Genomic DNA, 13,129 nt, shown 5'->3' on the forward strand with positions numbered 1-13,129 from the left:
CTTCGTGTAAAGAAATCTTCCTGGGGACGCCGTCTACGCTGGATCCGAACTGTGTGAGCTTCGGGATTAAGCGGGGCAGCGGGGATGCTGCTTTCCATACGGAAGGGAGAACCCTTCCACTACCCTCGCTCCAGCGGTCTTTGACAGCAACATCCGGAGGAATCCGGATGCAGCCCAAAGTACGTTTACTGCTGTTGGCTTAGTTGGAAGCCGACAGCGAGGCAATTTCAACGCGAGCACCGCCGCCCATCGTGGACGAAACGGCCAGCTTGCGCAGGTAAATGCCCTTGGCAGCTGCGGGACGAGCCTTTTGCAGGGCGTCGACCAGAGCGGCCAGGTTGGTTTGCAGCTGTTCCACGCCGAACGACGCGCGGCCGATCGTTGCGTGGATGATGCCAGCCTTGTCGGTACGGTACTGAACCTGACCGGCCTTGGCGTTCTTGACAGCGGTCGCGACGTCCGGCGTCACGGTGCCGACCTTCGGGTTCGGCATCAGGCCACGGGGACCCAGGATCTGGCCCAGGGCACCCACGACACGCATCGTGTCGGGCGAAGCGATGACGACGTCAAAGTCCATTTGACCGGCCTTGATCTGGTCAGCCAGGTCATCCAGACCGACGATGTCGGCGCCGGCGGCCTTGGCGGCCTCAGCCTTTTCGCCTTGGGCGAACACGGCCACGCGGACCGACTTGCCGGTGCCGGCGGGCAGAACGACCGAACCGCGAACCAGTTGGTCCGACTTCTTCGGGTCGATGCCGAGCTGCACAGCCACGTCAATGGATTCATTGAACTTGGCGACAGCGGTTTCCTTGACCAGGGTCAGGGCTTCAGCGACCGGGTACAGCTTGGTACGGTCGATCTTTTGTGCAATAGCGGCGGCGCGCTTGGACAGTTTTGCCATGATTAGATCCCCTCAACCGTGATGCCCATGCTGCGGGCGCTGCCAGCGATCGTGCGCACAGCGGCGTCCAGATCAGCGGCGGTCAGATCGGGGCCCTTGGCCTTGGCGATTTCTTCAGCTTGAGCGCGGGTCAGCGTGCCGACCTTGTCGGTATGCGGCTTGGCCGAACCCTTTTGCACGCCAGCAGCCTTCTTGATGAGGACCGTCGCGGGCGGGGTCTTCATGATGAAGGTGAAGCTCTTGTCCGCGAAAGCGGTGATCACCACCGGAATCGGCAGACCAGGCTCCATGCCTTGGGTCTTGGCGTTGAACGCCTTGCAGAATTCCATGATGTTCAGGCCGCGTTGACCCAGTGCCGGGCCAATCGGGGGGGAGGGGTTAGCCTTACCAGCCGGTACTTGCAGCTTGATAAAGCCGACGATCTTCTTCGCCATGCTTTGCTCCTTGCGGGTTATATCGCCCGGACCTTATTGGCCTGGGCTCCCCGGGGGTTGAAATCAGGTCTTTTCGACCTGGCTGAAATCGAGTTCGACAGGCGTGGCGCGACCAAAAATGGTGACGGACACACGCACCTTGCTCTTTTCGTAATTGACTTCTTCGACGTTGCCGTTGAAGTCTGCAAACGGACCTTCCTTGACCCGAACCATCTCGCCCACTTCGAACAGGATCTTGGGGCGGGGTTTCTCGACACCCTCTTCCATCTGGGAGAGGATCTTCTCGACTTCCTTTTCGGAAATCGGGGTCGGACGGTTGCCCGAGCCACCCAAAAAGCCGGTGACGCGGTTCGTATTCTTGACCAAATGCCACGTTTCGTCGGTCAGGTCCATTTCGACCAGGACGTAACCGGGGAAAATGCGGCGTTCAGTGATCGACTTCTGACCACCCTTGACCTCGACGACTTCTTCGGAGGGCACAAGGATTCGGCCGAAAGACGTTTGCAAGGCGGCACGTTCGATACGCTCGACCAGGGCCTTGTGAACACTCTTTTCCATGCCGGAATACACATGGACGACATACCAACGCTTACTCATTCGCCGTCCTTATTTCCAGCCCAACAGCAGGCCGTAAAGAATCCATTCGATGCCCTTGTCGAGCACCCACATGAAAATGCCCATGACCGCCACGAACGCGAAAACGATACCCGTCATCTGGGTCGTTTCCTTGCGGGTGGGCCATGCGACACGCTTGACTTCGTTGTAGGACTCGCTGGCAAAGCTCAGGGTGCGGCGGCCGGGTTCGCTGAACCAGGCGATCACGGCTGCGATCACGAGGCCGCCGACGAACACGCCGATACGTGCAGGCATCGGTTGTGCGCTGAGCACGGAAAACCCGACGATGCCAGCAATAACGACGAGAACCGCCAGCCCGAGCTTGACCCGGTCGGCGGTACTGGTTACGGTTTCTACGCTGGTATTAGACATATTGCGACGCGAGCCGCCGTGAATGCGTAACTCGCGATGATCTCCCGCGGGTTTATCCTGGCGGTGGCAGGGGCAGTAGGAATCGAACCTACAACCTTCGGTTTTGGAGACCGACGCTCTGCCAATTGAGCTATGCCCCTAAAACACTACTGGCTTGCACTACATTCACTGACTACCCCGACCGGGCGCTCAAGGTCGCTTTTTTCAAGCTATTCGGCGCAAATGATCGCGGAGCCAAACATCATAACACTTTTACGGCAAAAATGGGTAGAGGGACTTTTCGTCCTCTCTACCCATCCGGGTATTGCTTACTTCAGGATCTTGGCGACGACGCCGGCGCCGACGGTACGACCGCCTTCACGGATGGCGAAACGCAGACCTTCTTCCATGGCGATGGGAGCCAACAGCTTGACCGTCATGGCCACGTTGTCGCCCGGCAGAACCATTTCCTTGTCGGCCGGCAGCTCGATCGTGCCCGTCACGTCCGTCGTGCGGAAGTAGAACTGGGGACGATAGCCTTGGAAGAACGGAGTGTGACGGCCGCCTTCTTCCTTGGACAGGATGTACACCTCGGACGTGAAGTCCGTGTGCGGGGTGATCGAGCCCGGCTTGGCCAGAACTTGGCCGCGCTGGACGTCTTCACGCTTGGTGCCGCGCAGCAGGATGCCCACGTTGTCGCCGGCTTGACCTTGGTCGAGCAGCTTGCGGAACATTTCAACGCCCGTGCAAGTCGTCTTGACCGTCGGAACCAGACCCACGATTTCGATTTCTTCGCCGACCTTGACCACGCCGCGTTCGATACGGCCGGTCACCACCGTGCCACGACCCGAGATCGAGAACACGTCTTCAACCGGCATCAGGAACGCGCCGTCAACGGCACGCTCAGGCGTCGGGATGTACGAATCCAGAGCGGCAGCCAGGTTCATGATGGCCTGTTCGCCCAGTTCGCCCTTGTCGCCTTCCAGCGCCAGCTTGGCCGAACCCTTGACGATCGGGGTGTCATCACCCGGGAAGTCGTACTTCGACAGAAGTTCGCGAACTTCCATTTCCACCAGCTCGAGCAGCTCGGCGTCGTCAACCATGTCAGCCTTGTTCAGGAAGACGATGATGTACGGCACGCCAACTTGGCGGCTCAGCAGGATGTGTTCACGCGTTTGCGGCATCGGGCCGTCAGCGGCCGACACAACCAGGATCGCGCCGTCCATTTGCGCCGCGCCCGTGATCATGTTCTTCACATAGTCAGCGTGGCCCGGGCAGTCAACGTGCGCGTAGTGACGCGCTTCCGTTTCGTACTCGACGTGGGCGGTGTTGATCGTGATGCCGCGAGCCTTTTCTTCAGGAGTCGCATCGATCTGGTCGTAGCCCTTGGCTTCGCCACCGAACTTGTTCGACAGAACGGTCGTGATAGCTGCCGTCAACGTCGTTTTGCCGTGGTCAACGTGACCAATCGTACCCACGTTCACGTGCGGCTTGGTACGTTCAAACTTGCCTTTTGCCATGGCTGACTCCTGACCTGGATTGCGCTTCAGACTGAAGAAAAGAACTTGGAAATTTGTGGTGCCCATGGCGCGGATCGAACGCGCGACCTCTCCCTTACCAAGGGAGTGCTCTACCACTGAGCCACATGGGCATTTAAAAATCTTGGAGCGGGTGAAGGGAATCGAACCCTCGTCGTAAGCTTGGAAGGCTTCTGCTCTACCATTGAGCTACACCCGCGGCATACCCATCACCTTCTCTTTCCCAAACCTTTCAAAATCAAGGCCTGGGGAACCTTACAACCTTCTTTGCGAAGGTCGCCCAGTTCCCTAGGCCTAATTTTAAAATCCAGGCAGACATCGCCTGGATTCAGAGTTGGGTCTCTGGTGGAGGAGATTGGATTCGAACCAATGTAGGCGCAAGGCCAACAGATTTACAGTCTGCCCCCTTTAACCACTCGGGCACCCCTCCAGCGGAGAACTTGAGATTATGAACACTTTCGAATCCGGTGTCAAACCCTTCGGATGAAAATATTCAAAAACTTTTGTTCAGCCACCCGCGTTTCCGCGCAGAGGGGGCGAAGCTTACAGGTTTCCGCGAATTGATGCACGCAAAAGTTGTGAATAGTCGTCGGCGGTAAAAATAATGGGGTTGGTTCCGCCTGAGGGATCTTCGCTGGCCATGCGCCCTATCCGCTCGGCCTGGGCCTCGTCGATGCCGATGTCGGCAAGGGTATGGGGAATGCCCACCACCTCGCGCAGATGCAGTACCCAGTCCAGCACCGCGCCCGGGCCCGTGGCGGGCAGATCCAGGTAACGGGCCAGCGCCTCAAGCCGGGGCGCCACCGCGTGCTGGTTCGCTTTCAGCACATAAGGCATCAGGATCGCGTTCAACATGCCGTGATGGGCGTCGTACAGCGCGCCCAGCGGATGCGCCAGCGCATGCATCGCGCCCAGCCCGCGCTGGAAAGCCGTGGCGCCCATGCTCGAAGCCACCAGCATCTGCTGGCGGGCCTGGAGGTCCGTGCCGTCGGCGACCGCCTGCGGCAGGTATTCCTTGACCAGGCGCATGCCTTCGATGGCAATACCCGCCGCAATCGGATGAAAGAACGGTGAGCAGTAGGCTTCCAGGTTGTGCGACAGGGCATCCATGCCGGTTGCGGCCGTGATTTTCGGCGGCAAGCCCACGGTCAGCTCGGGGTCCAGGATGACGATGGCAGGCAGCATGCGCGCATGGAAGATGATGCGCTTGACCTGTGCGGCTTCGTCCGTGATGACCGATGCGCGCCCCACTTCGGACCCGGTGCCTGCTGTGGTGGGCACTGCGACCACGGGCGCCATCCCGGCTACGTTCACGCGCTGATAGTTGTCGCCGATATCCTCGAAGTCCCACAGCGGCCGCTTCTGGCCCACCATCAGCGCAATCGCCTTGGCCGCGTCCAGCGCCGAACCGCCGCCGAATGCGATGACGCCGTCATGCCTGCCCTGCTTGTACGCCGCCACGCCGTCTTCGACGTTGCGGCCCGTCGGGTTGCCCTTGACCTCGTGGAAAAGGCCGCACTCCAGGCCCGCCTGGCGGCAGGCGCGCACGGCGTCGCTCACCATCGGCAACGCGGCAAGACCGGGATCCGTGACCAGCAAGGGCCGCCGCATGCCGAGTTCGGCGCACCAATCGGCAAGCTCCTTGACGCGGCCGGGACCCGCCTTGATGGCGGTGGGAAAGTTCCAGTTGACGCTTGGCACAGTCATGATTCGATTCCTGAAGGCGTCGGGTCAGACGCTGCGAAGATGAAAAGATTTGGCTTGCGTGAGCTGTTCGTAGCCGACGACCGATAAGGACACGCCACGCCCCGTGTTCTTGACGCCCGTCCAGGCCAGCGCGGGGTCCAGGTAGTCGCAACGGTTCATGAAGAAGGTGCCCGTGCGCACTTGCCGGCCCAGCGCCAACGCGGCGTCTTCGTCCTGAGTGAAGACCGCGGCCGTCAGTCCGTAGGGGCTGTCGTTCATCAACGCGACGGCCTCGTCGTCGGTGTCGACCGGCATGATGCCGACGACCGGACCGAAGCATTCGTCGTTCATGACGCGCATGCGATGGTTTACTCGCGTCAGCAATGCGGGCGCGACATAAGGAGAGCTTTTACTCGCATTTTGGAAATGTGAGGGATCAATCAGGTTTTGGGCGCCAGCCGCAACGGCTTCGCCGATGACTTCGCGGATATCGGCCGCCGCGCGGGCACGAACGACCGGGCCGAGCGTCGTATCGGCATGCAGCGGATTGCCCAGTACGTAAGTATTTGTCAGGGCAACGGCGCGTTCGACGAACTCTTCGTACTGCGGCCGGGCGACGTAGATGCGTTGGATGCCGCAGCAGGATTGGCCGGAATTGAAGAAGGCACCGTCGACCAGGGTTTCGACCGCGTGGTCCAACTTGGCGTCGGCGCGGACATAGGCCGGATCGTTGCCGCCCAGCTCCAGGCCTACGCCGATGAAACGCCCGGCAGCGCTCTCCTCGACGATGCGCCCGCCACGCACCGAACCCGTGAACGACACGTAGCCGATCTCGGGCGCGCGGATCAGCCGCTGGACGGTGTCGTGGTTGGCATGCAGGTACTGGAACACGCCCCGGGGCGCGCCGGCGTCGCGGAATGCGCGTTCGATCAGCTCGGCGCACAAGGGCGTCTGGTCGGAGTGCTTCAGAATGACGGTGTTGCCCGCCATCAAGGCCGGGACGATGCTGTTCACGGCCGTCAGCAACGGGTAATTCCACGGCGCGACGGTCAGGGCGACGCCGATGGGCTCGCGGCTGATGAAGCGGGTGAAGCCCGCCTGATCGGGCACGCGGACGGGCGCCAGCGCCACGTCGGCGATCGAGATCATGTGGCGCGCGCGCGCTTCGAAGCCGGCGACCTCGCCAGGCGTGTAGCGCAAGGGGCGCCCCATCTGGATCGTGATGGCCCGCGCGATCTCGTCCTTGGCCGCCACGAAGCGGTCGACCGCCGCCGACACGATGCGCCCCCGTTCCGCCACGCCCGCCGCCTGCCAGGCGGCTTGCGCGGACTGGGCCTGCGCCAGCGCGTGGGCGATCTGCGCTTCGCTGGCATAGGCGCGGCGCACGACCTCGCGCCCGTCGATGGGACTGATGGTGATGAGTTCCTGGGTCATGGTGGCCCTATGCAAGCAGTTGGACGGAATCAGATGATTTCGAAATAGCGCGCCAGCTCCCAGTCGGTGACGTGGCGCCGGAACTGGCGTTCTTCCCACTCGCGTGTCGCGGCGTAGTGCTCGACGAAGGGATCGCCGAACAGGTGGCGGGCCGCCTCGGATTCGCGCAGGCGCTGCGCGGCCTCCCATAAGGTCGTGGGCAGGTGCAGATGGGCCGGAAATTTCTGGGTGTAGGCGTTGCCTTGCACCATGGGCTCGGGCTTGAGCCCTTGCTCGATGCCGTACAGGCCCGAGGCCAGCGCGGCCGACAGCGCCAGGTAGGGATTGGCGTCCGCCGAGCCGATGCGCACTTCGACGCGTTGCGACTTGTCGCTGCCCGGGATGAGGCGCAGCGCGGTGGTGCGGTTTTCCATGCCCCAGGTGGCGTCCAGCGGCGCCCAATATCCGGGCACCAGACGCGAATAGCTGTTGATCGTCTGCGCGTACAGCGCCATGAACTCGGGCAGGTAGCGCTGTACGCCCGCCATGAAGGACGTCTGCGCCGCGCTCATGCCGTGCGGCTGGGATTCGTCGTAGAAGGCCGAGCGGCCGCTTTTCTTCTCGCGCAGGGACAGATGGATATGGCCGCTTTGGCCGGGATGGTCGTGCGACCATTTGGCCATGAAGGTGGCCATCAACCCGTTTTGCTGCGCCAGCGCCTTCGTGAAGGTCTTGAAGAGAAAAGCCTTGTCGCCGGCGGCGGCCGCCTGGTCCACCGCGATGGCCGCCTCCAGCACGCCCGGCCCCGTCTCGGTATGCAGGCCTTCAATGGGCATGTCCATGCGTTCGCACATGTCCAGCAGCTTGCGGTAGAAGTCGCCTTCGACCGTACTGCGCAGCATGGAATAGCCGAAATTGCCCGGCGTCCAGTTCTCCATGTTGCGGTAGTGCTTCGCGCGCACCGAATGCGGCGTTTCGCGGAACATGAAGAACTCGTACTCCAGCGCCGCGTAGACGTCGTACCCCATGCCGGCCGCCCGGTCCAGCGTGCGGTGCAGCAGCCGGCGCGGGCAGATGGCGCCCGCATCGCCTTCAAACTCCGCCAGGAACAGCAGCATGTCTTCGCCGCCGGGCCCCTGCTCAAGCGGCAGCCGGCGCCCGGTCTGCGGCACGATGCGCAACTTGGCGTCGGGGTAGGCGGTGTGCCAGCCGGTGTACTTGGTGTTGTCGTAGAGCTGGTCATCGAGGTCCCAGCCGAACACCACGTCGCAGAACGCCAGGCCGGAACGCAGCGCGCCCAGGAACTTGTCGCGCCGCAGGTACTTGCCCAGCATGACGCCATCGACGTCGGACAAGCCCACCTTGATATGCGAGAGCGGGCTGGCTTGCACCAGCCGCTCTGCGTCTTCCACCGTTGCTACCCCTAGTGCATGCATGCTCGTTCACCTTTGTGGCTGAAGCGTTGCGTTGACCTGCGGGCGGGCGGCGCGGCGTTCAGGTCATGGCCGCCCCCAGCACCCGCATCGCCTGGCGATGCAGCTGCGGCGTGGCGGCCGCGACGACGCGGCCCTGCGATTCGAGGCTGAGCGGCTGCCCCGACCAATCGGTTATGACGCCGCCCGCGCCTTCGATCACGGGCATCAGCGCCAGGTAGTCATAGGGTTGCAGGCCGGCCTCGACGACGAGGTCGACGTGGCCGCTGGCCAGCAGTCCGTAGCTGTAGCAATCGCCTCCGTAGCGGCGCATGCGCGCGGCGCCGGTCAAGGCGTCGAAGGCGGCCAGCTCGGCGCCTTCGAAGATGTCGGGCGAAGTCGCGTACAGGATGGCATTGCGAAGCTCGGTACAGGCGCTGGCCTGGCAGATCTCGCCGTTCAAGCGCGCCGGCGAATCGGCCGCGCCGATCCAGCGTTCCTGCAGCATGGGGATATCGATCAGGCCCAGCACGGGCCGGCCCCGGTGGAGGAGCGCCAGCAAGGTGCCCCACAAGGGGTTGCCCGAAATGAAGGCGCGCGTGCCGTCGATGGGATCCAGCGACCACACGAGTTCGGCTTCGGTATGCAGCGCGCCGAACTCTTCGCCGAAGATGCCGTGCTGCGGGTAGTGCTGCGCGATCGCCTCGCGCAGCGCAGCCTCGACTTCGCGGTCGGCCTGCGTGACGGGGCTTTCGTCCGCCTTGGTATCGATGGACAGCGGGTGCCGGAACCACTTGCGTGACAAGGGCCGGACGCGGTCCGCGAGGGTTTGCGCGAACGAGGAATATTCGGCCAATTGCTGCGCCGGCAGCGCGGCGGAGGTTTGCATCACAGTACTCCCAGGGGTTTTTCCAGTCTAGACACGTTGCCCCAAATTTGCAAATATACCTAAAACTGCAACCTCGCCCTCATCCAGAAAAATCGCCGTCCGCATCAGTAGCTCACACCGTTGCCGTGTATTCCCACCGGAGTTCCATCATGCAATGTATGAAGAAGCTTAGCGTTGTGGTTGCAGTAATTTCCCTAAGTTATGCACAGGCTGCCCAGGCCGGGCCCATCACGGTCTACACCGCGCTGGAAGAAGACGAGATCGCGGCCTACCTGAAGGCGGCCACCGCGGCCATGCCGGACGTGAAGGTCAACGTGCTGCGCCTGTCCACCGGCGACCTGGGCGCCCGGCTGATCGCCGAGGCCGCGAACCCGCAGCAGGATGTGATCTGGGGCTTTGCCGTCAGCAACATGCTGGACCCGCGCCTGCAGAACCTGCTGGAACCCTATGCGGCCAAGGGCATCGACGCCCTGCCCGCCCAATACAGGGGCGCGGACAACAAGTGGTTCGCCGCCACCGGCTACGTCGCCGCATTCTGTGTGAACACCGACCGGCTGAAATCCAAGAACCTGCCCATGCCCACGTCATGGGAGGACCTGGCCAATCCCGCCTACAAGGGCGAGATCGTCATCCCCAGCCCCGCCGCCTCGGGCACGGGCTACCTGCAGATCGTCGCGCTGCTGCAGGGACTGGGCCAGGAAAAGGGGTGGGCGCTGCTGAAGGACCTGGACAAGAACGTGGCGCAGTACACGCCGTCGGGGTCCCGCCCCTGCAAGATGGCGCGCGCCGGCGAATACGCGATTGGCGTTTCGTTCGCCTTCCCCGCCATGCAGTCGATCGAAGAAGGCTATCCCGTCAAGATGGTGATCCCCAAGCAATGGGTGGGCTACGAGCTGGAGGCGTCCGGCCTGATGAAGACGGCCAAGAACCCCGCGGATGCCAAGCGTTTCCTGGACTGGACGCTGTCGGCGCAGGCGGGGGGCCTCTACAGCAAATACAAGGAACTGGTCACCATTCCCGGCGCCGCCCCCAACAAGGCGGCCGAGGCCGCGGGCCTGCCCAAGGACCTGACCGCCGTGCTGTACCCGGTGGACTTCCAGAAGTCCGCGGCGGAGCGCGACGCCACGATCAAGACCTGGCAAGACACCATCAAGCGTTGAGGCCGGGAGACGCCATGTATCTGGAACTGCGCGGGATACGGAAAACCTTCGACGCGTCGGTGGCGCTGCAGGACATCGACCTGTCGGTCGGCGAACACGAATTCGTCTGCCTGCTGGGCCCCAGCGGTTGCGGCAAGACGACCTTGTTGCGCATCGTGGCGGGCCTGCTGCCGTTCGACCGCGGCACCATCACGCTGGGCGGGCGCGACCTCGGCGGATTGCCGGCGCGCAAGCGCGGGTTCGGCATCGTCTTCCAGTCGTATTCGCTGTTTCCCAACATGACGGTGGCCGAGAACGTGGGCTATGGCCTGCGCATCCGGGGCGAGCCGCGCGACCGCATCGCTGCGCGCGTGACTGAACTGCTGACGCTGATCAAGCTGCCCGACTATGCGCCGCGCTATCCGCACCAGCTGTCCGGCGGGCAGCAGCAGCGCGTGGCGCTGGCGCGCGCGCTGGCCGTGGACCCGGCGCTGATCCTGCTGGACGAACCGTTGTCGGCGTTGGATGCGCGCGTGCGCACCGACATGCGCGCTGAAATCCATGACGTGCAGCGCCGGTTGAAGATCCCCACGATCATGGTCACGCACGACCAGGAGGAAGCGCTGACGCTGGCCGACAAGATCGTTTGCATGAACGACGGGCGCATCGAACAGGTGGGGTCGCCATCCGACCTGTACCTGCGCCCCCGAACCCGCTTTGTCGCCAACTTCGTAGGCTTGAGCAATCTGCTGCCCACCGATTGGGTGCGCGAGGCCATGCCCCACCTGCTGGCGACGCGCCCCGAAGGCGCCAGCGACCGCTATGAGGCCTGCCTGCGCCCGGAGAACCTGCGCATCGCTGCTGACGCACAAGGTGCCGGCCGCGTGCAGGACATGACCTTCATGGGCAATCTGACCCGGTTGCGTGTCGCGTGGCTGGGACGCGAGCTGCTGGTGGAACAGCATGGCGCGGCGGGCCTGTCACGCGGCGCGTCAGTGCGGCTGGATATGGAACCGGGCCAATGCGCCTGGGTCAGCGCATGAGCGGCGCGGGCGGGGCTCGCCGATGAGCACGCTGCACGCCGGCGCGGCCGCGGCGGCGCCCGCCGGGCGCGCCCCCTGGTCGGGCGACCGGTTGCTGCTGTGGACCTGCGTGGCGATTCCGCTCGCGGGCCTGGCGCTGTTCTTCCTGTATCCATTGGCCACCGTGGCGTGGCGCAGCCTGGTGGAAAAGGACGGCTCGATCGGGCTGGGCAACTATGCCGAGGTGTTCGCCACCCGCGGCATCCTGACGGCTACCGCCAACAGCCTCGTCATGAGCGCCGCCACCACCGCCGTCAGCATCTCGCTGGGATTCGCCATCGCCTATGGCCTGGACCGCAGTTGCATGCGCGGCAAGGCGATCGTGCGGCTGGCGCTGGTGCTGCCCTTGCTGGCGCCGTCGCTGGTGCAAGGCCTGGGGCTGATCTTCATCCTGGGGCGCAACGGGCTGGTACACCGGTGGACGGGCTGGGAGGTCGACATCTACGGTTTCTGGGGCCTGTTGATCTCGAACGTGTTCTACGCCCTGCCCCAGGCCGTTCTGATCCTGCAGGCCGCGCTGCGCAACACGGACGCCCGCTACTACGACGCGGCCGAAGTCATGGGCGCCTCCAGCGCGCGCCAGTTCTTCGACATCACCTTGCCCAACTGCAAGTTCGGCCTGCTGAGCGCCGCCTTCGTGGTGTTCGTCATCACCATCACCGACTTCGGCAACGCGGCCGTGATCGGCGGCAATTACCGCGTGCTGGCCACGGAGATCTACAGCCAGGTGTCGGGCCAGATGAATTTCGGCATGGGCTCGGTGGTGGGCATCCTGCTGCTCTTGCCCTCGTTGATTTCAGTGCAGATCGAACGGGTGGCCTCGCAGCGCCAGTTCGGATCGGCATCGCCCAGCGGCCTGCGGGTGGCGCCCCAGCCTGCGCGGGCGCGCGATGCGGCGTTCGGTGTCGGCGTGCTGCTGGCCTGCGGCACGATCATCCTGACGGTGGCGACCGTGGTGTTCGCCAGCTTCATGCGGCTGTGGCCGTACCGCATGGAGTGGACGCTCAAGCACTACGACATCACCGTCAGCGGCGGCTACACGCCGCTATGGACATCGCTGTACCTGTCGCTGGCCGCGGCCGGCGGCGGCGTGCTGCTGCTGTTCTTCCTGTGCTTCGGCGTCTGCCGCATCGGACGGGGTTGGGCAAAACTCGTGTATCTGCTCTCCGTGCTGCCCGTCGGCGTGCCGGGCCTGGTGCTGGGGCTGTCCTACATCTTCGCGTTCAATGCGCCCGGCACGCCCCTGTACGCGCTGTACGGCAGCGCGGCGCTGATCGCCCTGTGCAATTTCTACCACTATCACACGCAGGGTTTCCTGACGATGATGACGGGGATGCGCGCCGTGCCGCAGGCCCTGGAGGAAGCCGTCAGCTGCCTGGGCGGGGGCACGGCGCAAGTGCTGCGCGACGCGGTGCTGCCGTTGATCGCACCCACCGTGCTGGGCGTGTTCTTCTTCCTGTTCATGCGATCGATGGTGACGCTGTCGGCCGTCATCTTCCTGGTGACGCCCACCGTCAGCGTGGCGCCGGTATCGGTGCTGCGCCTGGACGAGGCCGGGTTCGTTTCGCAGGCGGCGGCGTATTCCACGCTTATCATGCTGGTCGTTGGAGGTTCTCTGCTGGCCATGCGCGCGTTGATCGCCGGGGCGGCGCGGCGGCGGAGATAGATT

Annotated in this window: 12 protein-coding genes and 4 tRNA genes; 3 read left to right on the plus strand and 13 right to left on the minus strand. The window is 63.7% G+C overall.

Annotated features, from left to right (window positions below; all coding sequences use genetic code 11):
- Positions 1-199 precede the first annotated feature (199 nt).
- The 13 genes from rplA to hisN form a co-directional block, all read right to left on the minus strand.
- The gene (rplA, locus tag ACO6D5_RS06465; protein ID WP_006216574.1) at positions 200-901 is read right to left on the minus strand and encodes a 50S ribosomal protein L1; all 702 of its coding nucleotides are present in this window, start codon (positions 899-901) and stop codon (positions 200-202) included.
- A gap of 2 nt (positions 902-903) precedes the next feature.
- Complete coding sequence (rplK, locus tag ACO6D5_RS06470; RefSeq protein WP_006227005.1) at positions 904-1,335, minus strand: 50S ribosomal protein L11; 432 nt, start codon at positions 1,333-1,335, stop codon at positions 904-906.
- 63 nt (positions 1,336-1,398) lie between these two features.
- Complete coding sequence (nusG, locus tag ACO6D5_RS06475) at positions 1,399-1,932, minus strand: transcription termination/antitermination protein NusG (RefSeq protein ID WP_006216576.1); 534 nt, start codon at positions 1,930-1,932, stop codon at positions 1,399-1,401.
- A 9-nt stretch (positions 1,933-1,941) separates the two neighbouring features.
- Complete coding sequence (gene secE / locus ACO6D5_RS06480) at positions 1,942-2,322, minus strand: preprotein translocase subunit SecE (protein ID WP_006227004.1); 381 nt, start codon at positions 2,320-2,322, stop codon at positions 1,942-1,944.
- 64 nt (positions 2,323-2,386) lie between these two features.
- Positions 2,387-2,462: transfer RNA gene (locus ACO6D5_RS06485), tRNA-Trp, on the minus strand.
- 168 nt (positions 2,463-2,630) lie between these two features.
- Positions 2,631-3,821, minus strand: a complete 1,191-nt coding sequence (tuf, locus tag ACO6D5_RS06490) for an elongation factor Tu (protein WP_035214420.1) — start codon at positions 3,819-3,821, stop codon at positions 2,631-2,633.
- Positions 3,822-3,877: 56 nt separating this feature from the next.
- Positions 3,878-3,952, minus strand: a tRNA-Thr gene (locus ACO6D5_RS06495).
- 12 nt (positions 3,953-3,964) lie between these two features.
- Positions 3,965-4,038, minus strand: a tRNA-Gly gene (locus ACO6D5_RS06500).
- A 144-nt stretch (positions 4,039-4,182) separates the two neighbouring features.
- Positions 4,183-4,269 (minus strand) — tRNA-Tyr (locus ACO6D5_RS06505).
- Between the two features lie 113 nt (positions 4,270-4,382).
- Entirely contained in the window at positions 4,383-5,546 is a 1,164-nt protein-coding gene (locus ACO6D5_RS06510) for an iron-containing alcohol dehydrogenase (protein ID WP_485824934.1), read from the minus strand.
- A 24-nt stretch (positions 5,547-5,570) separates the two neighbouring features.
- Complete coding sequence (locus tag ACO6D5_RS06515; protein ID WP_485824935.1) at positions 5,571-6,959, minus strand: aldehyde dehydrogenase family protein; 1,389 nt, start codon at positions 6,957-6,959, stop codon at positions 5,571-5,573.
- A 29-nt stretch (positions 6,960-6,988) separates the two neighbouring features.
- Positions 6,989-8,374, minus strand: coding sequence for a glutamine synthetase (locus ACO6D5_RS06520; protein ID WP_315528988.1), 1,386 nt, complete (start codon positions 8,372-8,374; stop codon positions 6,989-6,991).
- Positions 8,375-8,432: 58 nt separating this feature from the next.
- Positions 8,433-9,239, minus strand: coding sequence for a histidinol-phosphatase (hisN, locus tag ACO6D5_RS06525; RefSeq protein ID WP_485824936.1), 807 nt, complete (start codon positions 9,237-9,239; stop codon positions 8,433-8,435).
- A 158-nt stretch (positions 9,240-9,397) separates the two neighbouring features.
- On the opposite strand from hisN, the gene ACO6D5_RS06530 reads away from it, so the two are divergent.
- Genes ACO6D5_RS06530 through ACO6D5_RS06540 form a run of 3 tightly spaced genes read left to right on the plus strand, consistent with a single transcriptional unit; the run spans position 9,398 to position 13,126 of the window.
- Positions 9,398-10,399, plus strand: a complete 1,002-nt coding sequence (locus ACO6D5_RS06530) for an ABC transporter substrate-binding protein (RefSeq protein ID WP_485824937.1) — start codon at positions 9,398-9,400, stop codon at positions 10,397-10,399.
- A gap of 14 nt (positions 10,400-10,413) precedes the next feature.
- Positions 10,414-11,421 carry an ABC transporter ATP-binding protein gene (locus ACO6D5_RS06535; protein WP_485824938.1) on the plus strand — a complete coding sequence of 336 codons (1,008 nt, stop codon included), beginning with the start codon at positions 10,414-10,416 and terminating at the stop codon, positions 11,419-11,421.
- 22 nt (positions 11,422-11,443) lie between these two features.
- Positions 11,444-13,126: an ABC transporter permease subunit gene (locus tag ACO6D5_RS06540; RefSeq protein ID WP_485824939.1), complete on the plus strand. Its 1,683-nt coding sequence runs from the start codon at positions 11,444-11,446 to the stop codon at positions 13,124-13,126.
- The last annotated feature ends 3 nt before the right edge of the window (positions 13,127-13,129 follow it).

Source organism: Achromobacter sp., assembly GCF_057314935.1.

Excerpts from the sequence above, each read along its gene's own strand:
- hisN (WP_485824936.1), bottom strand. The coding sequence starts at position 9,239 with ATGCAAACCTCCGCCGCGCTGCCGGCGCAGCAATTGGCCGAATATTCC.
- nusG (WP_006216576.1), bottom strand. The coding sequence starts at position 1,932 with ATGAGTAAGCGTTGGTATGTCGTCCATGTGTATTCCGGCATGGAAAAG.
- tuf (WP_035214420.1), bottom strand. The coding sequence starts at position 3,821 with ATGGCAAAAGGCAAGTTTGAACGTACCAAGCCGCACGTGAACGTGGGT.
- ACO6D5_RS06535 (WP_485824938.1), top strand. The coding sequence starts at position 10,414 with ATGTATCTGGAACTGCGCGGGATACGGAAAACCTTCGACGCGTCGGTG.
- ACO6D5_RS06540 (WP_485824939.1), top strand. The coding sequence starts at position 11,444 with ATGAGCACGCTGCACGCCGGCGCGGCCGCGGCGGCGCCCGCCGGGCGC.
- ACO6D5_RS06510 (WP_485824934.1), bottom strand. The coding sequence starts at position 5,546 with ATGACTGTGCCAAGCGTCAACTGGAACTTTCCCACCGCCATCAAGGCG.
- rplK (WP_006227005.1), bottom strand. The coding sequence starts at position 1,335 with ATGGCGAAGAAGATCGTCGGCTTTATCAAGCTGCAAGTACCGGCTGGT.
- ACO6D5_RS06530 (WP_485824937.1), top strand. The coding sequence starts at position 9,398 with ATGAAGAAGCTTAGCGTTGTGGTTGCAGTAATTTCCCTAAGTTATGCA.
- secE (WP_006227004.1), bottom strand. The coding sequence starts at position 2,322 with ATGTCTAATACCAGCGTAGAAACCGTAACCAGTACCGCCGACCGGGTC.
- ACO6D5_RS06515 (WP_485824935.1), bottom strand. The coding sequence starts at position 6,959 with ATGACCCAGGAACTCATCACCATCAGTCCCATCGACGGGCGCGAGGTC.
- rplA (WP_006216574.1), bottom strand. The coding sequence starts at position 901 with ATGGCAAAACTGTCCAAGCGCGCCGCCGCTATTGCACAAAAGATCGAC.
- ACO6D5_RS06520 (WP_315528988.1), bottom strand. The coding sequence starts at position 8,374 with ATGCATGCACTAGGGGTAGCAACGGTGGAAGACGCAGAGCGGCTGGTG.